20 protein-coding genes are annotated in these 23096 nt (G+C 41.0%); 13 read left to right on the top strand and 7 right to left on the bottom strand.

Going from position 1 to position 23096, the window contains the following annotated elements:
- Positions 1-15 precede the first annotated feature (15 nt).
- Together A9Q68_RS08850 and A9Q68_RS08855 are read left to right on the top strand one after the other, a co-directional pair.
- Positions 16-900 (top strand): ABC transporter permease, encoded by an 885-nt coding sequence (locus A9Q68_RS08850; RefSeq protein ID WP_071794343.1) that lies wholly within the window; start codon positions 16-18, stop codon positions 898-900.
- Between the two features lie 8 nt (positions 901-908).
- Complete coding sequence (locus A9Q68_RS08855; RefSeq protein ID WP_071794344.1) at positions 909-1712, top strand: ABC transporter ATP-binding protein; 804 nt, start codon at positions 909-911, stop codon at positions 1710-1712.
- A 125-nt stretch (positions 1713-1837) separates the two neighbouring features.
- Here the strand turns inward: A9Q68_RS08855 and A9Q68_RS08860 are convergent, their stop codons facing one another.
- From A9Q68_RS08860 to A9Q68_RS08885, 6 genes are all read right to left on the bottom strand, one after another.
- Entirely contained in the window at positions 1838-2479 is a 642-nt protein-coding gene (locus A9Q68_RS08860; protein WP_071794345.1) for a deoxynucleoside kinase, read from the bottom strand.
- Between the two features lie 18 nt (positions 2480-2497).
- Complete coding sequence (dusB, locus tag A9Q68_RS08865; protein ID WP_071794346.1) at positions 2498-3475, bottom strand: tRNA dihydrouridine synthase DusB; 978 nt, start codon at positions 3473-3475, stop codon at positions 2498-2500.
- Positions 3462-4334, bottom strand: coding sequence for an Hsp33 family molecular chaperone HslO (gene hslO / locus A9Q68_RS08870; RefSeq protein ID WP_071794347.1), 873 nt, complete (start codon positions 4332-4334; stop codon positions 3462-3464). The genes dusB and hslO overlap by 14 nt, the downstream gene beginning before the upstream one ends.
- 459 nt (positions 4335-4793) lie before the next feature.
- Entirely contained in the window at positions 4794-7058 is a 2265-nt protein-coding gene (gene gshAB / locus A9Q68_RS08875) for a bifunctional glutamate--cysteine ligase GshA/glutathione synthetase GshB (RefSeq protein ID WP_071794348.1), read from the bottom strand.
- 201 nt (positions 7059-7259) lie between these two features.
- The gene (locus A9Q68_RS08880; RefSeq protein WP_071794349.1) at positions 7260-8510 is read right to left on the bottom strand and encodes a toxic anion resistance protein; all 1251 of its coding nucleotides are present in this window, start codon (positions 8508-8510) and stop codon (positions 7260-7262) included.
- 9 nt (positions 8511-8519) lie between these two features.
- Positions 8520-9377 (bottom strand): hypothetical protein, encoded by an 858-nt coding sequence (locus A9Q68_RS08885; RefSeq protein ID WP_071794350.1) that lies wholly within the window; start codon positions 9375-9377, stop codon positions 8520-8522.
- 356 nt (positions 9378-9733) lie between these two features.
- On the opposite strand from A9Q68_RS08885, the gene A9Q68_RS08890 reads away from it, so the two are divergent.
- Complete coding sequence (locus A9Q68_RS08890) at positions 9734-11026, top strand: adenylosuccinate synthase (RefSeq protein ID WP_071794351.1); 1293 nt, start codon at positions 9734-9736, stop codon at positions 11024-11026.
- Between the two features lie 176 nt (positions 11027-11202).
- On the top strand, positions 11203-11559 hold the full coding sequence (locus A9Q68_RS08895; protein WP_071794352.1) for a DUF2200 family protein: 357 nt from the start codon (positions 11203-11205) through the stop codon (positions 11557-11559).
- Between the two features lie 70 nt (positions 11560-11629).
- On the opposite strand, the gene A9Q68_RS08900 is transcribed toward A9Q68_RS08895, so the two are convergent.
- Positions 11630-12403 (bottom strand): glycyl-radical enzyme activating protein, encoded by a 774-nt coding sequence (locus tag A9Q68_RS08900; RefSeq protein WP_071794353.1) that lies wholly within the window; start codon positions 12401-12403, stop codon positions 11630-11632.
- Positions 12404-12526: 123 nt separating this feature from the next.
- On the opposite strand from A9Q68_RS08900, the gene A9Q68_RS08905 reads away from it, so the two are divergent.
- The 9 genes from A9Q68_RS08905 to A9Q68_RS08945 all read left to right on the top strand — a co-directional run bounded on the left by A9Q68_RS08905 (position 12527) and on the right by A9Q68_RS08945 (position 23095).
- Positions 12527-13270, top strand: coding sequence for a DeoR/GlpR family DNA-binding transcription regulator (locus tag A9Q68_RS08905; protein WP_071794354.1), 744 nt, complete (start codon positions 12527-12529; stop codon positions 13268-13270).
- A 17-nt stretch (positions 13271-13287) separates the two neighbouring features.
- Positions 13288-14268, top strand: a complete 981-nt coding sequence (locus A9Q68_RS08910; RefSeq protein ID WP_071794355.1) for a sugar-binding transcriptional regulator — start codon at positions 13288-13290, stop codon at positions 14266-14268.
- A gap of 673 nt (positions 14269-14941) precedes the next feature.
- Positions 14942-16210 carry a RidA family protein gene (locus A9Q68_RS08915; protein WP_071794356.1) on the top strand — a complete coding sequence of 423 codons (1269 nt, stop codon included), beginning with the start codon at positions 14942-14944 and terminating at the stop codon, positions 16208-16210.
- A gap of 192 nt (positions 16211-16402) precedes the next feature.
- Complete coding sequence (locus tag A9Q68_RS08920; RefSeq protein ID WP_071794357.1) at positions 16403-18808, top strand: glycyl radical protein; 2406 nt, start codon at positions 16403-16405, stop codon at positions 18806-18808.
- A 16-nt stretch (positions 18809-18824) separates the two neighbouring features.
- On the top strand, positions 18825-19493 hold the full coding sequence (locus A9Q68_RS08925) for a fructose-6-phosphate aldolase (RefSeq protein WP_071794358.1): 669 nt from the start codon (positions 18825-18827) through the stop codon (positions 19491-19493).
- Between the two features lie 210 nt (positions 19494-19703).
- Positions 19704-20021: a DMT family transporter gene (locus A9Q68_RS08930; protein WP_071794359.1), complete on the top strand. Its 318-nt coding sequence runs from the start codon at positions 19704-19706 to the stop codon at positions 20019-20021.
- A 3-nt stretch (positions 20022-20024) separates the two neighbouring features.
- Complete coding sequence (locus A9Q68_RS08935) at positions 20025-20909, top strand: carbohydrate ABC transporter permease (protein WP_071794360.1); 885 nt, start codon at positions 20025-20027, stop codon at positions 20907-20909.
- A 9-nt stretch (positions 20910-20918) separates the two neighbouring features.
- Entirely contained in the window at positions 20919-21773 is an 855-nt protein-coding gene (locus tag A9Q68_RS08940) for a carbohydrate ABC transporter permease (RefSeq protein ID WP_071794361.1), read from the top strand.
- A gap of 14 nt (positions 21774-21787) precedes the next feature.
- Positions 21788-23095 carry an extracellular solute-binding protein gene (locus A9Q68_RS08945; protein WP_071794362.1) on the top strand — a complete coding sequence of 436 codons (1308 nt, stop codon included), beginning with the start codon at positions 21788-21790 and terminating at the stop codon, positions 23093-23095.
- Position 23096: the final 1 nt, after the last annotated feature.

Consider the following 23096-nt stretch of genomic DNA (forward strand, 5'->3'; position numbering starts at 1 on the left):
AGAAAAGGAGTTTTCATGGCACTGATTTTATCCAGTTTATCTCAAGGCCTCTTATGGTCAGTTATGGCTATTGGGGTTTACATCACATTTCGTATCTTAGATATTGCAGACTTAACTGCTGAAGGTTCCTATCCTTTAGGCGCAGCCGTCTGTGCGACTGCCATTGTCTCTGGTCTCAATCCCTTAATCGCAACCTTGCTTGCCTTTGCCGGTGGCCTTGGTGCAGGTCTAGTCTCTGGCTTGATTCACACCAAATTGAAAATTCCCGCTCTGCTAACCGGGATTGTTACCCTGACCGGTTTGTATTCTATCAACCTCAAAGTTCTCGGTAAGGCAAACGTCGCTCTCTTAGGACAGAAAACCTTAGTTACAGAACTTTACGACATGGGATTCACCAAGACGGCTTCGGTCATGATTATAGGAGGTATCTTTGTCCTGCTTGTTATCCTACTCTTAACCTTGCTGATGAAAACACAAATTGGACTTGCTCTGCGATCAACCGGAGACAACATCCCCATGAGTGAATCCAACGGCATCAATACGGACAACATGAAGATTTTGGGCTACATGATTTCTAATGGTTTGATTGCGCTTTGTGGGGCACTTCTCTGTCAAAATAATGGTTACGCCGACCTCAACTCTGGCGTGGGGACTATCGTTATTGGTTTGGCCTCAATCATCATCGCCGAAGTGGTTATTCGTAACCTCAGCATTGGCTGGCGTTTATCCTCAGTGGTCCTTGGTTCTATCATTTACCGCCTGATTATACTGGCAATTCTCTCTATTCCTGGCATGGACGCTGATTTGGTTAAGCTTTTCTCAGCCATCCTCTTAGCGATCGTCCTCTTTATCCCAGAATTGCAGAAAAAATTGAAGATTAGACAACCAAAACTTAGTTAGGAGCAAGCATGACAACATTATTATCCTTACAAAATATCCATAAAATTTTCGAAGCAGGCACGGTCAATGAAAATCATGTCTTGCGCGGTCTCAACCTTAAAGTCGAAGAGGGGGACTTTATCTCAATTATTGGTGGCAATGGAGCCGGTAAGTCGACCTTGATGAACACCCTTGCTGGAACCCTCAAAGTCGATCAAGGGGACATCCAGTTAGAAGGCAAGTCCATCAAAAACCTAGCCGCAGCCAAGAGAGCTAGCTTGATTAGTCGTGTTTTCCAGGATCCCAAGATGGGAACAGCTTCGCGCTTAACCATTGAAGAAAATATGGCCATCGCTTACCGCCGAGGTAAGAAACGAGGTTTGAGTTGGGGCGTTAAAGAAGAGGAACGCCTGATTTACAAGGAAGCCTTGAAAGAATTAGGACTCAATTTGGAGAACCGTCTCAAAGTTGATACCCAATTCCTATCGGGGGGTCAACGGCAAGCATTGACCCTTCTCATGGCTTCGCTGGAAAAACCAAAGGTGCTACTACTTGATGAGCACACAGCTGCCCTAGACCCTAAAACCAGTGATATGGTTATGGCTCTAACAGACAAAATTGTCAAGAACCATAGCTTGACTACCTTGATGATTACTCACAATATGGAGAATGCTATCCAATACGGTAACCGCCTAGTCATGCTCCACCAAGGCAAAATCGTCGTTGACGTCAAAGGTCAAGAAAAACAGGACTTGACCGTCGAAGAACTGATGCAACTCTTCCACAAAAATGCCGGCCAAACCCTCAAAGATGATGCCTTGGTATTGGGATGATTAGAGTATATAATTAATCAAAAATCTACTCTTTTTCGCTGACGTCCCTCCCCCAAAAGGCTGGCGTGTTTTAAATATGCTATCAAAAATTAAATCGACTCACACCAGTGAGTCGATTTTTGTTTTCATAGTAAATCTAATTCTTTGAGTTTTTCATCAACCATGTCGAGGACTTTGGCTAAGTCTTCTGGTTTTTGGACAAAGTCAAAGGTGTCGCCGTCAATTTTCATTTTTGGTGAAATATCATATTGCTGGTACCAGTCTGGATATTCGCCGTGGACTTGGTAGTAGTACTCTTCTAAACCTGGGTTGCCGTCAACTTGTTCGAAGGAACGGCCGCGTTTTTCGATGCGTTCTAACATTTTGTCAAAAGAAACATCGATGTAGATAAGGAGGTCTGGGCGTTTTTTAGGCATGCCTTCAAGTTCTTCTAGCATGTTGCCTAGGAGTTCTTGGTAGATTTCTAATTCGGTTTTAGTGACGTTGCCGTTTTTGTAGTTGAGTTTTAAGAAAAGTTCGTCTTCAAAGATAGAACGGTCAAGGATGTTATTATCAGCCTTGTATGCTTCCTTAATCGATTTAAAGCGTTTGTTTAAAAAGAAAATTTGTAATAAAAAGGCATATTTTTTAGGATCTTGGTAGTATAAATCAAGGACAGGGTTGTTATCAACGGCTTCGTAAAAAACCTCAGTCCCCAAGTGTTCTCCTAGAGCAGCAGCGAGGGAGCTTTTACCTGCTCCGATAGTTCCGGCTAGTACAATCAACATGTTTCTCCTTCAATGAAATTAACGAACTTGTGCAAAAATATCTTGGACTTCCGCCAAAGTGCTGGCGCGTGAAACGGCACCGCGGACCTTAGCAGCACCAGCAGTTCCACGTAAATAGTGGGGAGCCAAACCACGGAATTCCCGAACGGCAATGGTTTCGCCTTTAAGGTTAATCAAGCGGGTCAAATGGTCTTCTGCAATATCTAATTTTTTGGCAAATGGAAGATCAGGCAACTCTTCTCCCGTCTCAAAGAAGTGGTTGATTTGAGTGAACAAGTATGGGTTGTTCATGGCTGCGCGTCCAATCATCACAGCATCAACGCCAATTTCTTCGATCATAAACTTAGCATCTTGGACACTACGCACATCCCCATTCCCAATAAATGGAATTTTGCTAATGGCTTTAGAAACACGAGCCAGTGTTTCGTGGTCACATGTTCCCGTGTACATTTGTTCCCGAGTACGACCATGCATAGCCAAGGCAGAAACACCTGCTGACTCGGCAGCAAGGGCATTTTCAACAGCTAAAGAGCTGTCAGCCCAACCAGTACGCATTTTAACGGTTAATGGAATATCTAAAACAGAGGTTACTTCTGAAACAATGTGGTAGATTTTGTCAGGGTCACGGAGCCATTTGGCACCGGCTTCGTTTTTGACCACTTTATTAACCGGGCAACCCATGTTAATGTCAACAATATCTGCTTTGGTATTGGTTTGGATGAAATCTGCAGCGCGTTTTAACCCTTCGGCATCTCCCCCAAAAAGTTGAATGGACATTGGGTGTTCATTCTCATCAATGTGGAGCATGTGTAAGGTTTTTTCGTTGTTGTAAAGGAGACCCTTTTCGGAAATCATTTCCATAACAACAAGACCGGCACCAAATTCTTTGGCGATGGTACGGAAAGCTGAGTTGGTTACTCCGGCCATGGGTGCTAAGACGGTACGGTGTGGGATTTCAACATTCCCAATCATAAAAGATGAATTAAGCTTTGTCATTGATAATCCCCTCCAAATCTTTTTCATTAAATTGGTATTTTGTCTGACAGAATTGACAGATGATTTCAGCGCCATGATCTTGGTCAATCATTTCTTGCAGGTCACTTGTCGGAAGCGACATGAGGGCTGATTCAAAGCGTTCTTTGGAACAATCACATTGGAAGCATAGCGATTCTTCAGACAAACGTTTGTAAGGCTCATCCCCGTAAAGGGCTGCTAAAAGGGCTTCGATATGGTCATCAGAAGCTAAGAGGCTTGAAATGGCTGGCATTTTTTGCAGACGGTCCTCGTAACGAGCAATTTCCTCATCGCTAGCACCTGGTAGGACTTGCAACATGAAACCACCGGCAACCTTGACCTTGTCATTTTCATCAAGAAGAACATTAAGGCCGACCGCAGAGGGTGTTTGTTCTGATTCCGCAAGGAAATAAGCAAAGTCTTCGCCGATTTCACCAGAAACTAATGGAGTCGTTGAAGTGTAAGGATTACCTGTACCATAATCAACGATTGAGACGAAGTGGCCGTTACCCATAAAAGGACCGACCAGCACTTCGCCAGTTGCTGTTTTTTTGATGTCAACGCCGGTATTTTGAATGTAACCTTTAACGTGACCTTTGGTATCAGCGACTGAGATGATATGACCAAAAGAGGAGTCACCAATCACCTTAACGGTCACCTTGCTGTCTCCTTTTTGATTAGCTGCTAAAATTTGATTGGCAATCAGGGTCCGGCCAAGCGCCACCGTTGAAGATGACAGGGTGCCGTGCATTTCCTGAGCTTTTTTGACTGTTTCGGTACTATCAAGCACAAAGGCTCTAAAAGAGCCTGATTGTGAGATTGATTTTATTATTTTATCCATAACTAGTATTATAGCATAAAGAAAAAATCTTGCGGTCTGTAATAACCGCAAAATTAATCGAAAATTTTAATGAAAAGTCTTAACTGGCCTGATCCTGGCTTACCAAACTCCTTTTGATTGGTTAGGCTCAAGTGGGGTTCAATATAAGGAAAAGCCTTAATTTCAGGAAAGTTTGGCAATTTCCGCTTGCAAGGCCATAAAGGAACAGTCGAAACACTGACAGATGCTAGCGACGAGGAAATTGCTCATTAAGTGGCGCCAAACCCACTTCTAGTGGCTGCTGGACTGATATTCTTGGTTGGGACTACTGGTACAAACGCCTACGCTGGTCGTGGCAAAAAAGACTAAGTCGGGCTTCCCTTATCAAAAATTTATTTGAATAGCCAATACAATAGTCAACATATTCCCATAAGACAAAGAATCCCTAGTCATCAGACTGGAGATTTTGCATGTTTTTTCTTATTTTCCGTAAATAGGCAGTTCTGGGAAGAGTTCCTGGAGGATTTTTGGGGTAATGGCTTGGCCAGGACCCTGGTGACAGTAAGTGTGCATGTACATGGATGGGTTGAAATTGAGTTCGATACAGTGCACGTTAGGCTGATTGATATCAGCTTTCTGGTTAATATCGGGAATAATCAGATCGACACCACAAACCCAGGCACCCATGACATCCGCCATTTGTGCTGCCAAATCCTTGTAGGATTGGTCCATATCCTCAGTTAGGTCGACTGAGTCGCCACCTGTGGAAATGTTAGAGTTACCACGTAATTCCACTTTGACACCTTCTTCGAGAACACTATCTACATCATAGCCTTGTTGTGCTAACATCAGTTGTTCAATGTCGCCCAGTTGGATTTTTTCCAATGGTGAACGGTGGCCACTACCTCTCAGTGGGTCCTGATTTTTCAAGTCCACAAGATCCTTGATGCTGTGTTTGCCGTCTCCGACCACATTAGCTGCTAGGCGAAGCAAGACAGCTTCACATTTACCGTTGAGGGTGAAGAAGCGGTACTCGGTCCCGGTGATGAATTCTTCCACTAAAACGTCAGAATCTTCGGCAAAAGCGATGTCTAAAGCCTTGGCATAGTCAGCTTGACTGGCTGGCTTTTGGAAGATGGAAATGCCTAAACCGAAGTTGGTCGATTTGGGTTTGACCACGATAGCTTTGTCAGCAATCAATGGATAGTAGCGGATAGCAGCATCCATGTTGGCAAATTCCTGCCCTTGCGGGGTTGGGAAGCCGGCTTGATCCAAGATTTTTTTGGTCACCGTCTTGTTGGCCATGGCTAGGGGGACAACGTAGTTGTCACGCGAAGTCATGTTGCCATTTTTGACCAATTCCACATGGTCTTGGTGCCAGAGTTTCAAGAATTGGTCATTTTCGTCCAAGATTTCTAGGTTGACTCCCTTTTGGATTGCATCAAACATAAGCATTTGCGTTGACAGCTCCATGCTTTCGTAGCCTTTGAGTGAGTAGGGAGCCTGGGTTGACTCTTGGTGGTATTCTAAGGCTTTGGTTAATCCAAAGGCCGCTAGGGATGCGTCAGCTATTTTTCCAAAAAGACGTCCGCATATAGTTGTTTCAGGTGCCTTTACAGCTAGTTCCATTTGCTCAACCAAGCCTTGATAGTAAGCATCCAAGTGGAAGTGTTGGACCAGGTCGCGCATGGCGTCTAGGATGATTTGTGGTTGGGCTTGAGCAGGGAGTGGATCGAGTGGATGAGCCAAGGCTACTTTTTCATTGAGTGTTTTAGCTACTTCTATGTCAGCGTCGGCATTTTCCAAGTCGTCCAACCAAAGCAGGCTGAGGATAAAGAGATGGAAGCTGTCCAAAGTTTCTTGGCTTATCCCTAGTGGGTCAAAGGGGTTGATGTCGAAGTTGCGGAACTCTACATAGCTGATTCCTTTTTCTAAGTAGTCACGGGAGTGCTTGCTGCCACGGAGACGAACCGCTGAATAAAATTCTTTTTCCAGAGATAGGTGCCCTTGGACAATGTTTTCTTCAATATCGGAAATATAATTGTCAAGGGATGAAAAGGAAATTTGAACCTTGTCATCATTGGCATAACCATAGGTTTTGCTGGCTCTGAGGGCGCGTGCTAGGCCTTGAGGCATATTTAGATAGAAGTTTTTTTCTGCCAGTGGTGTAGCACCGAATAGGTAGGTCACAAACCATTGGTAGTTGAGGAACTGGCGGGCCAGCTTCATATAGACTTGATTGCGGAAATCGACAGAATTATCGAGCTGACTTTCCAGGAAAAGGGTTTGAAAGAGGTTTTTCCCTAACTCAAAGTTGTAGTGGATACCAGAAATAGACTGGATTAACTTGCCATAGGTTGCCACCAATTGTTGACGATAGGCCACTTCTTCGGGATTATCTAATTTGGCAATCTCAATGTCTTCAGCTTTAAGATAAGGGGGCATTGATAGTGGCCAGATGGCTTCATTGGGCTCAAGGGATCTTTGAGTGACATCGAAAATTGCTCCAAGTCGACGTCTAGCCTGACGAGTTGAATCAGAAATCGGAGTAATCAGTTCTAATTGTTCTTCGCTAAAGTCGGTCTGGATATAAGGATGAATGGTCCGTGAACCTAGCACAGAAGGGTGGTCGCTCTTAGCAATTTTGCCTTCAGGGGTAACCCGCAAGCCCTCTCTTTCCAAACCAAAAGTAGCTTCTAAAATATTGGTATTTTCAGGTAATTTTTGTAAAAGTTGATTGAGCATCTAGTGCCTACTTTCCGTTGAATTCTTCTTGTTACAGTTTACAATTTTAGGACATGAAATACAATTTATTGACACAAAAAAAGCAAAAAAAGACAGGAAAAGGACGAGTTTTTGAGTGTGCTTCGGTATAGTGCCCTTAGCTTCGAAGTAAAGAAAAAAGCAAGGACAGTAGAGTCCTTGCTTTAGGGGGTAAGCTTCTCTTTAATCTTGGATTTCTTCTTGGGTTTCCCGTCCTTCATCCAAGAGGGCTTTGACGATGCGTTCATCTCTTAATTTGACAGAATCATTAATGGTTTCTGCCGATTTGATGATGGTTGCTTCCAGTTGTGCCCGTTTTTGTCGGCCAGTGTCGATGGCTTGGATGATACCGTTGTTTTGTTGGACTAAACTTTCTGCTAAGGCAGTGACTGACTGAATAGAAAGAGTTGGATTCTGAGCTGATCTTTCCAAGGCCGGAATAGCTTCTTTACTGGTTTCGGCCAGCATCTGTAGGGCAGCATTGTTAGCATTCACAATGGCATCGGCTGTCATGCCTGATTTTACGGATTGTTGTAAGATGCCCAATTGTGCAATGGATAACTTCATGGTTGGAATGGTGTTGCGGCGGAGCATGCCTAATTTTTGGCGCATGTCTGATGAGACTTTGACCAAGTTACGCATTTGCGGTGTTGTTGCCCAAGCTACATAGAGACGGCTGACATACTCGGTATGTTGTTGTTCCAAGGTATTGATGACTTCAGTGGTCCGAGCCAGTAGGTCGGTTTTGCTTTGGTATTCAGGCGTCGCTGCGTCGATTCCCGCTAATTCTGTCTGCAAAGCCTGAGCACGCTTGGTGGCTTCTTTTTGGCTAGCTTCGACAAAAGCAATAACGCCAACTAGATTTTCAATTGACTTAGTATTATCTTCAATCAAGAGTTCGGCTGAGACAATGTTGCGCGCTAAGGTGTCTTCTTGTTTGACAACAGCAGCAGCCATACCGTCCATTTTTTGTTCAATGCTTTGGGCATCGAAGTAGAATTCTTGGAGGGTATTTTTACTTTGTTTAAACATTTTTTGAATGAGATTTGGTTTTTTCTCTAGTTCAGCAGGACCAACATCCTTATATTTTTTGACAAAGCCATTTAATTCTTGGTTGGTGTTTTTAAGCAAATCATCCACTTGTGGGATTTGCAATTTCTTTTGTTCTTTGAGGATGTGATTAACAGTTGTGTTAACCCCTTCAACAGCTGATTGGCCAAAATCCAAAAGGGTATTTTGGTTAGACATGAAGGAATCTACTAAAGCGGGTGCTTTACTGATGATTGCTGTTTGTTGGTCAGGGCTTAATTTCTCAAAGAAAGAGATGGTTTTTTCCTCCGAAGTGGATTGGTTGGTAATAATTTCAGTAGTTTTGTCACTTTTATTAATGGCGTTATCCGCAATAGCATCAATATCAAAATTAAATTCAGACATCGTAAACTCCTATTCTTCTAATTCTTCTTGCTTACGCATTTGGTTTTGTTTTTGCATCATCCGCAGGCTGACATCGAAATCCTTTAATTCACTTTCATTGAGTTTTCTTAAGGTTTCATCTAAGTCTAGGTCAAAGTCCTGTAAGGCCTGACGGGCAGACTCGAGACGCTCATCAGCATTATAGTAATCTTTGGGCGAGGATTTAATTTTCAGATAGCCATTTAGGATATCATTAAAGTGTTGCATGCTAGACTCTTGTAGAGCTTCTAGCTCGGCCTTGTTATCAGCTGTAGCTATTTTTTCAAGGATGCTCTTGTTGTCTTTTTGAACATTTTGGTAGATTTCCTGAATTTCAGGAGCTTTCTCACTAATGACTTTCTCAGTCAGGATGCTAGCACTCAATTTGTGGTCGATTTGCATTTGTTCCAATTGTAGAACAGCGTCCAGTTTGACTTCATCGGCCTTGTGGTTGATGCGTTGATAGACCTGGGGTGAAATGGCGCCTTTTAATTGGTAAGATTCTTCTTTGATGAATTGGATCTTTGGCAATAATTGTTGGGCGACCATCTGAAAATTTTGCATGTCGTTTTCCAATAAGTAGCGGTTCATTAGTTGGCTTTGTCTATCGGCAAGATTAACCGTATCTTTGAGGTTCTGAATGCGTTTAGTCATTGCCTGTCCTGCTAAGAGTTTTTGTTTACTTTTAACTTGTTTGAAGCCAATGGCTAGGGCGATAGCTGATGGTACAAGCAGTAGGTTTGGCATAAATTCACTAAAAGAGCTAATGATTATAAAGTAGACCAAAACCCAGAGCCAACCTGGGAATTGTGGCAGTCCTGCCAAAAGCCTTTCAAAGTTTTGTTTCATGATTTCATCATTCCATTTCATATCGTTTTAGGAAGCAGGTGCTTCTTAATCTTATTCTACCGCAAAAGCTATCTTTCTTAAAGCATTTATCGTATTTTGAAGCGACAGCCATAGGGGATAGGCTATTAAGGTTCGGAACTAGATAGTGGTCGGAACTTCAATGTTCGGGTTTTACCAATTTCCAAAAGAATGAAAAGTCATGAAAATAATTTTTCCTTAATCTTTTTGGCAAAGATGGCACATTTTATCATTTTTTGCTATAATGAGATGTAAGACAAACTCGCAGGTGAGATTCCTGCCATGTTGCTCAAGAAAGGTGGAGGCCTCCGTAGTCTGAAGGCCCATATCAAAGACATATGACATCAGTAGTAGTTGTTGGTACCCAATGGGGTGATGAAGGTAAAGGTAAAATCACTGACTTTTTATCTTCTGATGCAGAAGTGATCGCTCGTTACCAGGGTGGAGATAATGCTGGACATACCATTGTTATCGATGGTAAGAAGTTCAAGTTGCATTTGATCCCATCAGGTATTTTCTTCCCAGAAAAGATTTCTGTTATTGGTAATGGGGTTGTTGTTAATCCAAAATCTTTGGTTAAAGAATTGGCTTACCTTCATGAAGAAGGGGTAACCACTGATAATCTTCGTATTTCAGACCGTGCTCACGTTATTTTGCCATACCATATTAAATTGGATCAGTTGCAGGAAGATGCCAAAGGTGCTAACAAAATTGGTACAACAATCAAGGGTATTGGCCCAGCTTATATGGACAAGGCTGCGCGTGTCGGCATTCGTATCGCTGATCTTTTAGACAAAGATATTTTTGCTGAACGCCTAAGAATTAACTTAGCTGAAAAGAATCGTCTTTTCGAAAAAATGTATGATTCAACAGCACTTGACTTCGACGACATTTTTGAAGAATACTATGCTTACGGTCAAGAAATTAAAAAATATGTAACTGACACATCTGTTATCTTAAATGATGCTTTAGATGGTGGCAAACGTGTTCTTTTCGAAGGGGCACAAGGGGTTATGCTTGATATCGACCAAGGTACTTACCCATTTGTAACCTCATCTAACCCAGTGGCTGGTGGTGTTACCATTGGTTCAGGTGTTGGCCCAAGTAAAATCAACAAAGTTGTTGGTGTATGTAAAGCCTACACTAGCCGTGTTGGTGATGGTCCATTCCCAACTGAACTCTTTGATGAAGTTGGCGATCGTATCCGCGAAGTTGGTCATGAATATGGGACAACAACTGGTCGCCCACGTCGTGTAGGTTGGTTTGACTCAGTTGTTATGCGTCATAGCCGTCGTGTATCAGGTATCACAAACCTTTCATTAAATTCAATCGACGTTCTTTCAGGTCTTGATACTGTTAAAATCTGTGTGGCTTACGATCTTGATGGTGAGCGCATTGATTACTACCCAGCAAGTTTAGAAACCCTAAACCGTTGCAAACCAATCTATGAAGAACTTCCAGGTTGGGAAGAAGATATCACAGGTGTTCGCAGCTTAGAAGACCTACCAGAAAATGCTCGTAATTACGTTCGCCGTGTCGGTGAATTAGTAGGTGTCCGCATTTCTACTTTCTCAGTAGGTCCAGACCGTGACCAAACAAACATCCTTGAATCTGTTTGGGCTAATATCTAATAATATGTATATAACAATCTTTCTTTGGAAAGATTATCAGAGTGAAGGCAAGTTACTTGTCTTCACTTTTTTATTTATTTTGTATCCCTAGGATAGGAAGGACCTCATCAAACTTCTTCAATTAGCCTGTGCCCCTTCTATGTTAAAATAGAAAAAAAGAGTTCGAGGTTAAAACCATGTCACATAAAGTATTTCAAATGTCATTTCAATCAATCTATAAGGCTTTAGCAGCCAAAGTCGAACGCAAAGGTGGTCAGGCACAGGATGTGGATGCTGTCATTGAATGGTTAATGGGCTATTCGGCTGATCAAGTAGCCAAATTGAATCAATCAGATACCACTTATGGAGAGTTTCTAGAGCAAGCACCTGGCTACAATCCCTTGCGCCAAAACATCACAGGTAAAATCTGTGGTGTTCAAATTGAAAGCATCGAAGATGACAAGATGCAAAAATTACGGCAATTGGACAAATTGGTCGACTGGTTAGCTAAAGGCAAAAGTCCGGAGCAAGTCTTCGATAAGTATGATAAGTAAAAATGGTTACCTAATAGAAAAAGCATCCAAATGAAAAGGCAAGCCCAATTGAGCTTGTCTTTTTCTTTCTTTAAAAGTAACAATGAATATTGTGGTCTAGGAAGACTTGTTGGTAGTCTTTGAGGTCCTCGGGATGGTAGGCTGGGACGTCGGTCATGCTGTAGTCACGGCCTAAGAGTTTATATTTATTTTCGCCAAATTGGTGGAAAGGGAGGAGTTGCACTTGGTTGATGTCTAGCTCATTAAAGAGTTGGGCAAAAGCTTGGGCATCCTCTTGGCTTTCGTTAAAATCAGGGATGACGGGGATGCGCAGGACAATTTCTTTGCCGGCTTGAAAGGCGGCGTGGATATTTTTGATGATGACTTGGTTGGCAACGCCGGTTACTTTGCGGTGTTTGATTTGGTCGTAATGTTTGAGGTCGGTGTATATGAAGTCAACGTATTGGATCAAGTCCATAAATTGGTCATGCTTGGTGTAGGCTGTGGTTTCGATGGCGGTGTGGAGTCCGGCTTCTTTGGCTGCCTTCAAAATGGCCTTAGCAAAGTCGAATTGGGCAAAGAGTTCACCACCAGACAGGGTCATGCCACCTCCGGATTCTTCATAGAAATCTTGGTCTTTGAGTACCTCTTCGAGGACTTGGTCAACGGTTTTTTCTTGACCAACCACTTCATGGCGTCTGCCGTCAGCTGTTAAAATGCTTTCAGGCTGATTCTTTTGGGATTCGGGGTTAGCACACCAAGGACATCTTAGGGGACATCCCTTTAAAAAAACAGTGGTTCGGATGCCAGGTCCGTCGTGGATGCTAAAATGTTGGATGTTGAAGACAATTCCTTTTTCGGTCATAGGATTTCCCTTTCTTTCAAGGACATGATAACACATAAACGAAAGTTTTGCAATTACGTTCGTAAGTTGTTTTTTCTTTCATTTTTAGTCTTCAAACTGGTATAATGGCTAGTGAGGTGTCCTATGAATAGATTAGAAAAGATTATCCAATTAGTATCAAAACATCAAAAAATTGACGTAAATACTCTTTCTCGAAAGTTATCAGTTTCGAAAGTAACAATAAGGAAAGATTTAGATAAATTAGAGGGAAAAGGTCTCCTGCATCGGGAGCATGGTTACGCTGTTTTGAACAGTGGTGATGATCTCAATGTCCGCCTTTCTTACAATTATAATGTCAAACGAAAGATTGCTGAGAAAGCAGCTGAATTGGTTTCAGACAATGATACGGTTATGATTGAGTCGGGCTCAACCTGTGCCCTTTTGGCTGAAGTTCTTTGCCAAACCAAATGTAATATTAAAATCATTACCAATTCTTGTTTTATTGCCAATTTCTTACGCCAGTACGACTCTTGTCAAATTATTCTCTTGGGTGGAACTTATCAGCCGAATTCGGAGGTTACCGTTGGACCTCTGCTCAAGCAAATGATTAACCTTTTCCACGTGGATATGGTTTTCGCGGGGACGGATGGCTTTAGCCCGCAAGTCGGTTTTATGTGTAAGGATATGATGCGCTGTGAAGCGGTCCAAACAATGGCTGACGCGGCTGAAAAAACGATAATTCTTACTGATTCTAGTAAGTTTCTCAAACCAAGTTTGGTGCATCAGCTCTGCCTTGATAAGGTTAGCCGCATTATTACTGACAAGGGGATTGATCAAGAGAGTAAAGACTTTCTAAGCACCTCCGGCATATCCATAGATTACGTATAAGAGCAAGTGAGGAAGTCATGAAGGAAGAGAAAAAGCGTCTGTTAGCTAAAATTGCCTATATGCACTATGTCGAGGGCAAGAGCCAAACCACTATTTCCAAGGAGTTGGACATTTATCGGACTACGGTTTGTCGGATGTTGGCCAAGGCTAAGGATGAGGGGATTGTCAAAGTTGAGATTAAGGGTTACGATTCTTCCCTTTTTGCTTTGGAATCTTATGTTCAAGAAAAGTATTGTCTTAAGAAAGTCACCATTCTTCCTTATCAAGCGGACCTAGACCGACAAGAAAATCTTAATCATCTGGCAAAAGAGGGGGCGGAAGTTCTCCGGTCGATGATTAAGGATAATGAAGTGATTGGGATTTCATGGGGTTCAAGTATCAGTGCTTTGATTGACCATATGACGCAAAAGAGTTTGAAGGGTATTTCTGTCTTTCCTCTTTCTGGCGGGCCCAGTGCTATTCATGCTAACTACCATGTCAATACTTTGGTCTATCGTCTAGCCCGTCTTTTCCATGGGCAAAGTTCCTTTATTAATGCTACCGTGATTCAGGAAAATGCTGAAATCGCCAAGGGTATAAAGAAATCCAAATACTTCGAAAAGACCTTGTTGTCATGGGATAAGTTGGATTGGGCTGTGATTGGGATTGGTGCTGAGCCCGATGCTCAAAAAGATAGCCAATGGCGTGATCTCCTGATGGGAAGCGACTATGTCAAATTGCGTCAATTAAAAGCAGTCGGTGAGATTTGCTGCCGCTTCTTTGACAAGAATGGGCTATCAGTTGATAAGGACCTGCAAGAACGCACTATCGGTATTTCTCTAGAGCAGTTGCGCCAAGTGCCAAATGTTTTTGCTATTGCTTGCGGGAAAGAGAAAGCAAATGCAATTTTGGCGGCATTAAAGGTTAAGTGCATTAATTATTTGGTCACTGATGAAGAAACCATCAAAGATTTATTGGCTCAAGATGGTGATTCTTACTTCCAAGAAAAACTTGGTTAGAAATGCACTATTGTGCAAATTTCCACTTTCTATACATTTTATTTTTAAGTATACTTTATAAGAAAAGGCTTAAGTTGATTTTTAATCAATAGTCTAAGTGGTCAAAAGGGAAAATAAGGGCCATGAAATTGCTAAAGGTAAGTATCTGAAAGTCTGATAAGAGATTCTCATAGTGAATTGCAAAAAACTTGTCTATTGAGACAAGTTTTTTTTCAGCTCAAAATATTAATCCCATAAAAGCATCGAAATCGAAAATAGACCACTGGTTCTAGAGCATTTCCTTTCTCGTAAGATAATTTATACATTTTTTTGAGAAAAAACGGGATTTTGAAATGAAAAAACGAATGAAAATAAGTAATAAGCTATAAAAGTCCCTCTTAATTTCTTTGCTTTTGTCTGATAATTCTTGAAATAGAGACGACTTGCTGCTCAACAATTAGATAAAAAAAGAGAAAAAATTATAAATATAAGACTATGCAAAAAGGATTATTGAGAAGTGAAAGTGATGTCCATACAGTATCCCATTAGGGTTTGACAGTCGTAACAATGGCTTGTTATACTGACAAATGTAACCGCTTGCGGATACGGGATTACTTAAGCTTTTTAGAGTAAAAGCGCTTGCTTTAAACTTAAGGGTTCATCAAAAAACTTAAATCTAAAGGAGAATTAATGCATGAGCGTTAATAACGAAGTCTTAGCAAGAAGTACAGAACTTGCTCCTAAAACTCTAGGATCTCATACTGTAGCATTTTCACACTACAATAACTTTTCAGCACAATTACCAGTTGAAGCAAAAACAGGTAAATTGGTTGAAGGTGGTATTAAAGAACAAGCTCAACAATGTTTCAAAAACTTGAAAGCTGTTGTTGAAAGCATTGACCACGTCCTTACTGACGTTGTAAGACTAACTATTTTCGTTTCAGATATTCAAGACCTTGATGCTGTTAACTTAGTTCAAACTGAATTCTTCCCAACATATGCACCTGCTCGTACTGTTATGGCAGTAGCTTCATTACCAATGGGAGCTAAAGTGCAAATGGATGCCATCATCTCTAACGGTGAAGGAACTATTCCAAATGCTCCTCAAGCAGGCGATTTAATCAAATTAACAAACAACACTTACGATGCCCCTGTTTCAGCTTTATCAACTCAAACAGTTGCATTCTCACACTATAACAACGTAACTGCTCAATTACCAATTGATCCTAAAACAGGTCGTTTGGCAATTGGTGGTGTTAAAGAACAAGCTATCCAATGTTTGAAAAACATCAAAGCTGTTCTTGAAAGCATCGATGTACCACTTGATGATGTTGTTAAAATGAATGTTTACCTACCTAACTTAGCAGATCTTGACGCAGTTAATGAAGTTTACAAAACATTCTTACCAGATTCAGGTATTGCACGTGCTGTTAATTATTTACCAGCTCGTACAGTTGTTCCAGTTGCTGCTCTTGAAATGGGTGCATTAGTTCAAATGGAAGCAACTGTATCACACGGTGATGGTACTCCTCCACAAGCAATCGAAGACCGTCATGGCCTTATCATTGAACACTCTAACACTGAAAAAGCTCCTAAATGTGACTATTCTAGCCAAACAGTAGCTTTCTCACACTACAACCACATTTCAGGTCAACTTCCAGTTGATGCAACAAGTGGTGAATTAGTTGCTGGCGGTGTTAAAGAGCAAGCTCAAAAAGCCTTCGACCACATCCAAGCAATCATCGAAAGTGTCGATCACGTGATGGCAGATATTGTTAAAATAAACGTTTACATGACTGACCTTAATGATATGGCTGCAGTAGAAGAAGTCTTCTCAGCAATCTTTGTTGAAACAAAACCAGCCCTTCGTTTCGTAGGTGTTTCTGAATTACCAAAAGGTGCTTCAGTTCAAATCGACGCAACAGTTGGAAACGCTGAAGGAACTCCTCCAGTTGTAAAATAATCATCTTACCTTATTTGTAAGCATGAAGAGATATCCGATAATAGCTATTCGGATAATAGATTAAGTAATGCACAATTGTGCATTACTTTTTTCTTTGGTTTAATTCCTCACCCTTTTGAAAAATGGGCTTCTGATATGGTAAAATAGTTACGAACGAAAGAAAAACAATTACGAATGCAAAGAGGTGTAGCTATGACAGCATATTTTGGTCAATTGACAGAACGAATGAACCATTACCGCGAAGATGTTTTAACTAAAAAGCCTTATATTGATGCGGAACGGGCATTATTGGTAACTGAAACTTACAAGAAACACATGGATAAGCCAGCTAATCTCAAACGTGCTTACATGTTACAAAACATCTTGGAAAACATGTCCATCTACATTGAAGAAGATTCCCTGATAGCTGGTAACCAAGCATCATCCAATAAAGATGCTCCAATTTTTCCAGAATATACTTTGGATTTTGTGATTAAAGAATTGGACCTCTTCGAAAAACGTGATGGCGACGTCTTCTACATCACTGAAGAAACCAAAGAGCAATTGCGCTCCATTGCCCCTTTCTGGGAAAATAACAACTTGCGAGCGCGTGCAGGTGCACTCTTACCTAAAGAAGTAGATGTTTACATGGAAACAGGCTTCTTTGGGATGGAAGGCAAAATGAATTCCGGCGATGCCCACCTTGCTGTTAATTATCAAAAATTACTTGAATTTGGTCTCAAAGGCTTTGAAGAAAAAGCCCATGAGGCCAAAGATGCCTTGGATTTGACAGTTCCTGAAAACATCTATAAATACCATTTTTACGACTCAGTCTTCATCGTCATTGATGCGGTCAAAACATACGCTAGTCGTTACGCTGACTTAGCTCGTCAATTGGCTGAAAAGGCTACTGGGAATCGCCAAGCTGAATTGCTAGAGATTGCCAGAATATGTGATAAAGTCCCTTACCAACCAGCTGAAACCTTCGCTGAAGCTGTCCAATCAGTGTGGTTCATCCAGTGTATTCTCCAGATAGAATCCAATGGCCATTCTCTCTCCTATGGCCGCTTTGACCAATACATGTATCCATTTGTCAAAGCTGATTTAGAAGCGGGCCGTGAAACAGAAGATAGCATTGTTGAACGCTTGACCAACCTTTGGATCAAGACGCTTACCATCAATAAAGTGCGCAGTCAATCACATACCTTCTCATCAGCAGGTAGCCCACTCTATCAAAACGTAACAATTGGCGGTCAAACCAGAGATAAAAAGGATGCTGTTAACCCACTTTCTTACTTGGTATTACGCAGTGTGGCCCAAACCAAATTGCCACAACCTAACCTAACTGTCCGTTACCACAAAGGCTTAGATAACCGTTTCATGAATGAATGTATCGAAGTCATGAAATTGGGATTTGGAATGCCTGCCTTTAACAATGATGAGATTATTATTCCATCCTTCATCAAAAAGGGTGTTTTGGAAGATGATGCCTATGACTATTCAGCAATCGGCTGTGTTGAAACAGCAGTTCCAGGCAAATGGGGCTACCGTTGCACCGGTATGAGTTACATCAATTTCCCTAAGATTTTATTGATTACCATGAATGACGGGATTGACCCTTCATCAGGCAAACGCTTTGCCAAGGGGCATGGGCACTTCACTCAAATGAGATCATATGAAGAGCTTAAAGTAGCCTTTGATGAAACCTTACGGGAAATTACCCGCATGAGTGTTATCGTTGAAAATGCAATTGATTTAGGTTTAGAAGCAGAAGTACCAGATATTCTTTGTTCAGCCCTGACAGATGATTGTATCGGTCGTGGTAAGACTATAAAAGAAGGCGGAGCAGTCTATGACTTCATCTCAGGCTTGCAAGTTGGGATCGCTAATCTGTCTGACTCTCTAGCTGCGCTGAAAAAATTAGTCTTCGAAGAAAACAAGTTAAGCACGGAAGAATTATGGCATGCCTTGGAAACTGATTTTGCTGGTGAACGTGGTGAAGAAATTCGCCAAATGCTGATTAATGATGCCCCTAAATATGGAAACGACGATGATTATGCCGATAGTTTAGTGGTTGAAGCATACGATACTTACGTAGATGAAATTGCCAAATATCCCAACACTCGTTATGGTCGGGGACCTATTGGTGGCATTCGTTATTCAGGGACTTCATCGATTTCAGCCAACGTTGGCCAAGGTAAAGGGACCCTAGCAACCCCAGATGGCCGTCATGCAGGAACACCATTAGCAGAAGGATGCTCTCCTGAGCACAGTATGGACAAGAAAGGCCCTACCTCTGTGCTTAAATCTGTTGCTAAATTACCAACAGATGAGATTGTTGGTGGTGTCCTCTTGAATCAAAAAGTAAATCCTCAGACTTTGGCTAAGGGAGAAGATGTGGTTAAACTTATGGCCTTGTTGAGAACCTTCTTCAACCGTCTGCACGGCTATCATATTCAATACAATGTGGTTTCAAGAGAAACCCTAATTGATGCTCAAAAACATCCGGAAAAACACCGTGATTTAATTGTGCGCGTGGCGGGTTACTCAGCCTTCTTCAACGTTCTTTCTAAAGCAACTCAAGATGATATTATTGAACGAACAGAACATACTTTATAGGAGATAGTGATAAAAAATGGAATACATGTTAGATACTTTGAATATAGATGAGATAAAAAAATGGAGTCGCATTTTACCTCTGGCAGGTGTCACATCTAATCCGACAATTGCTAAAAAAGAAGGAGACATCGATTTCTTTGAACGTATTAAAGAAGTTCGGACTATTATTGGAGAACACGCTTCTATTCATGTGCAGGTCGTTGCCCAGGAATACGAGGGCATTCTCAAGGATGCGGCCAAGATTCGTCAAGCATGCGGTGATAATATCTTTGTCAAAGTTCCCGTTACTCAAGAAGGCTTGGCGGCAATTAAGATACTTAAAGCAGATGGTTATCATATTACGGCAACAGCTATTTACAGCACCTTCCAAGGTTTATTGGCTATCGAGGCCGGAGCTGATTATTTAGCGCCCTATTACAATCGTATGGAAAATCTTAACATTGACGCGGAAGCCGTGATCGGCCAATTATCAGAAGCTATTGATCGTGATTGCTCGGAAAGTAAAATCTTAGCTGCTTCATTCAAAAATGTCAGCCAAATCAATAAAGCCTTTGCCTTAGGTGCTCAAGCCATTACTGCTGGACCAGATGTCTTTGAAGCTGGCTTTGCCATGCCATCCATTCAGAAAGCCGTCGACGATTTTGGCAATGATTGGCAAGCCATTCATGGTCAGAACTGTATTTAGGCAATGTTGTTAATCTATAGAAATGCTCGAAAGATTCTCCCTTCACAAGAAGGGGGATTTTTTTGAAAAAATGAACAAAATCAATCAATAAAAGATAAACTATCGGGAAAAATAAAAAAATTAAAATATTTACAATATTTTTACAAAAAATATACGGGAAATTTAAAGTGACTCGCTATACTTGAGTTAGATGAAAAAAAGGAGAGGACAATGGCCTTTTATTATTTGCTCTTTGCCATTATTGCAGAGATTATTGCGACATCAACTTTAAAGTTGACTAAAGGCTTTACCTTACTATGGCCCAGTCTCTTTTGTAGTTTGATTTACATGGTATGCCACTATTACTTTGCCAAAGCTATTCAAGAGCTCAATTTAGGCGTGGCTTACGCTTTATGGTGTGGTTTAGGGATTCTCCTGACAGTTTTTGTTTCCTTAGCTTTCTATAAGGAAAGCATCTCCCTGACAGGGTTAATAGGAATTCTACTGATTTTATCTGGTTGTCTTTTAGTCAATTTGGGAGGAAGTTAATTCATGACGATTGCAAACAGCCGCTTCAAAAATGCACTATTAGTTGCACTTTTTGTTCTGCCGGCCTTTATCCCCTTGTTCATATTTTGGATTTATCCTATTTTACGAACATTCTGGTTAAGTTTTACCGACTGGAACTTTATGACACCTGATTATCAAATGGTTTTATTTGATAATTACAAGAGTTTATTCTCGGACACTCGTTTCTATGACGCCTTGATGAATACCTTGGTCTTTACGCTTGGAACTTTAGCACCAACTATCATTGGTGGTTTAGTATTAGCCATGCTCTTACAAAAAAAGATGGCTGGTTCAGGACTCTTTAAATTCATTCTCTTTTCACCATGGATTACGCCAACGGTTGCGATTTCCATTGTCTGGACCTGGATTTACGATCCTAAAAGTGGTTTTGCTAACCTGATTCTTAGGGCTCTACATATGCCGGAATTAGAATGGTTGAAAAGTTCACAGACAGCCATGCTAGCTGTGATTATTGTAACCGTCTGGAAAAGCTTAGGTTACGCCATGATTTTCTACCTATCGGCCCTGGAAAAAGTACCTAGGGATATTTACGAGGCTAGTTCGTTAGATGGTGCCAAATCTTGGCGACAATTTATTGACATGACCTTGCCAAGTATTTCTCCAACAACCTTCTTCTTAATGATTATTACCATGGTAAATTCCTTGCAAGCCTATGACCAAATTCAAATTTTAACACAAGGTGGACCGAGTGGTAGTACCAGAACCTTACTCTATATGTACTACCAGCTAGGATTTGAAGAGTATCACATGGGGCAAGCAACTTCAATAGCAGTCATCATGGTGCTCATTACCATTGTTCTTTCCTATATGCAATTTGTGGGATCGAAAAAATGGGTTCACTATTAAGGAGAAAAAATGGAAAATCAAAAAAGCTTTGACATGACGACTCTTTTTGGGGGACTCCTTAAGTGGATTATTCTGATTGCAGTTAGTATCTTTACCGCCTTTCCCTTTTTATGGATGATTATTAGTTCCTTAAAAACAAAGGCTGAAGTCATGAATACCGATGTCTTCTGGCCAAGTTCTCCTCAGTGGTCGAATTTCACAGAAGTCCTCACAAATTCCCCTATTCCACTTTATATTTGGAACAGTTTATGGACGTCATTAGTCATTGTCCTCATTCAAATTATTACGGGTGCCATGTTGGCCTACGCCTTAGTTTTTCTAAAGTTTAGAGGTCGACAACTCATATTTGCCATTGTTATGGGGACTTATATGTTACCTGCAGCAGCAACTTATATTCCAAGTTACATCATTTTATCAAAAGGGGGGATGTTAAATACATTAACAGGTCTTATTGTCTCAAGCACGATTAGCATTTTTGGGATATTTCTTCTCAGACAGGCTTTCATGCAGGTACCAAAAACACTGATTGAAGCGTCACGCATGGACGGTGCTTCACATTTCCGGGTTTTATGGGAAATTGTTTGTCCTATGACAAAATCGTCATTTATAACATTTGGCTTGATGAGTTTCATCGCAGCTTATAACTCTTATATGTGGCCATCATTGATTACCAATGATCAACCAAAATATTTGGTCTCACAAGGGTTAAGAAGTTATTTTATTGAAGGTGGTGCTTACGGGACGGAATGGGCCAAGGTAATGGCAGCCAGTGCGGTCATTGTCTTACCCTTGTTGATAATATTTGCATTCACTCAAAAATGGTTTATTAATGGAATTGGTGGCGACACCGGAGTAAAAGGATAAAAAGGAAAGTAAAAATGAAAAAGAATCTTCTATCACTTGCAGCAGTTGGTATATTAAGTACAGTCGTTTTATCAGCATGTGGCTCATCTTCAGCAGCACCAAAAACAAAAGACGGTAAAGTCGAAGTTGAATTTTGGTTTGCCGGTGGTAAAACAGCCGTTAATGTTTGGAAAGACATTATCAAAGATTACAATGCGTCTCAAGACAAATATGAAATTAAAGTTGTCACTCAAGCAGATTACGATGAAACTTACACAAAATTACAAGCAGCTGTTGCTGGTAACAAAGCTCCGGACTTAGTTTTACTAGACGCGGCTCCTTCACGTAACCTTAACAATAAAAAAATGTTAGCTGATATCAATGAATTGGCTAAAGATGATAAGGACTTTAAAGAAGACAATTACCTTAAAGTATTCGCTGACCAAGGTTTAGATTCTAAAGGCAAACGCTATGGTTTACCAGCTTACGGAACTACCCAAGTGATGTATTATAACCAAGAAGCTTTCAAAGCGGCTAACATCCAACCTGATTCTATTAAAACTTGGCAAGACCTTGGAAAAGCAGCTAAAGCAATTAAAGATACTGGTAAATTCAAGTATGGTTGGGAACCAATGTGGGGCCAATATAACTTGATCGATGCTTCTTTGAGTAATGATGCTGAAATGTTCAGTAAAGATGGTAAAACAGTAACCATCAATGATGAAAAATGGGTTGCTGTTTGGGAACAATTCCGTGCTTGGATTCATGACGATAAAACTATGGCTGTTAATTCAGGTGGCCAAGGTTGGGAATATTGGTACAAAACAATTGATGATGTTTTAGGAAATACAGCAGGTGGTTATGTTGGTTCTTCAGGTGACCAAGCAGACTTAGATTTCTCAAAAGTTCAAGCCTTTGAACAACCAGCATGGGATGAAGATTCTAAATCAGCACCAGCAGCAGATGCACTCCTAATGGATGTTATGGCTAAATCAAGTAAAGATGAACAAAAAGGGGCTTACGACTTTATTAAATTCTTTACCAATGTTGAAAACCAAGTTAAATGGACAAAAGAAGTTGGTTATGTAGCTGTTAATAACGCAATCACAGAAAATAAAGATTACCAAGCTTATATCAAGGAAAACCCACAAGCAAAAGTACCTTTTGATCAAGCTAAACATGGCTCAGTCTTACCAATTGATCCAACAGATGGTGCTGTCTATGATGCCTTGAAGATTGCGGCTGATAAAGTGGAACTTGAGAATGTACCAGCTCAGGAAGCTCTTGACCAAGCTCAAAAAACAGCTCAGAAAGCCCTAGATAAAGCTTTAGAAAAAAAATAAA

The sequence above is a fragment of the Streptococcus bovimastitidis genome (genome assembly GCF_001885095.1).
Classification (GTDB): Bacteria; Bacillota; Bacilli; order Lactobacillales; family Streptococcaceae; genus Streptococcus; species Streptococcus bovimastitidis.

What these genes read in the sequence shown, in the direction of transcription:
- A9Q68_RS08850 (WP_071794343.1), top strand. Translation starts at nt 16, where the DNA reads ATGGCACTGATTTTATCCAGTTTATCTCAAGGCCTCTTATGGTCAGTT.
- A9Q68_RS08855 (WP_071794344.1), top strand. Translation starts at nt 909, where the DNA reads ATGACAACATTATTATCCTTACAAAATATCCATAAAATTTTCGAAGCA.
- A9Q68_RS08860 (WP_071794345.1), bottom strand. Translation starts at nt 2,479, where the DNA reads ATGTTGATTGTACTAGCCGGAACTATCGGAGCAGGTAAAAGCTCCCTC.
- dusB (WP_071794346.1), bottom strand. Translation starts at nt 3,475, where the DNA reads ATGACAAAGCTTAATTCATCTTTTATGATTGGGAATGTTGAAATCCCA.
- hslO (WP_071794347.1), bottom strand. Translation starts at nt 4,334, where the DNA reads ATGGATAAAATAATAAAATCAATCTCACAATCAGGCTCTTTTAGAGCC.
- gshAB (WP_071794348.1), bottom strand. Translation starts at nt 7,058, where the DNA reads ATGCTCAATCAACTTTTACAAAAATTACCTGAAAATACCAATATTTTA.
- A9Q68_RS08880 (WP_071794349.1), bottom strand. Translation starts at nt 8,510, where the DNA reads ATGTCTGAATTTAATTTTGATATTGATGCTATTGCGGATAACGCCATT.
- A9Q68_RS08885 (WP_071794350.1), bottom strand. Translation starts at nt 9,377, where the DNA reads ATGAAACAAAACTTTGAAAGGCTTTTGGCAGGACTGCCACAATTCCCA.
- A9Q68_RS08890 (WP_071794351.1), top strand. Translation starts at nt 9,734, where the DNA reads ATGACATCAGTAGTAGTTGTTGGTACCCAATGGGGTGATGAAGGTAAA.
- A9Q68_RS08895 (WP_071794352.1), top strand. Translation starts at nt 11,203, where the DNA reads ATGTCACATAAAGTATTTCAAATGTCATTTCAATCAATCTATAAGGCT.
- A9Q68_RS08900 (WP_071794353.1), bottom strand. Translation starts at nt 12,403, where the DNA reads ATGACCGAAAAAGGAATTGTCTTCAACATCCAACATTTTAGCATCCAC.
- A9Q68_RS08905 (WP_071794354.1), top strand. Translation starts at nt 12,527, where the DNA reads ATGAATAGATTAGAAAAGATTATCCAATTAGTATCAAAACATCAAAAA.
- A9Q68_RS08910 (WP_071794355.1), top strand. Translation starts at nt 13,288, where the DNA reads ATGAAGGAAGAGAAAAAGCGTCTGTTAGCTAAAATTGCCTATATGCAC.
- A9Q68_RS08915 (WP_071794356.1), top strand. Translation starts at nt 14,942, where the DNA reads ATGAGCGTTAATAACGAAGTCTTAGCAAGAAGTACAGAACTTGCTCCT.
- A9Q68_RS08920 (WP_071794357.1), top strand. Translation starts at nt 16,403, where the DNA reads ATGACAGCATATTTTGGTCAATTGACAGAACGAATGAACCATTACCGC.
- A9Q68_RS08925 (WP_071794358.1), top strand. Translation starts at nt 18,825, where the DNA reads ATGGAATACATGTTAGATACTTTGAATATAGATGAGATAAAAAAATGG.
- A9Q68_RS08930 (WP_071794359.1), top strand. Translation starts at nt 19,704, where the DNA reads ATGGCCTTTTATTATTTGCTCTTTGCCATTATTGCAGAGATTATTGCG.
- A9Q68_RS08935 (WP_071794360.1), top strand. Translation starts at nt 20,025, where the DNA reads ATGACGATTGCAAACAGCCGCTTCAAAAATGCACTATTAGTTGCACTT.
- A9Q68_RS08940 (WP_071794361.1), top strand. Translation starts at nt 20,919, where the DNA reads ATGGAAAATCAAAAAAGCTTTGACATGACGACTCTTTTTGGGGGACTC.
- A9Q68_RS08945 (WP_071794362.1), top strand. Translation starts at nt 21,788, where the DNA reads ATGAAAAAGAATCTTCTATCACTTGCAGCAGTTGGTATATTAAGTACA.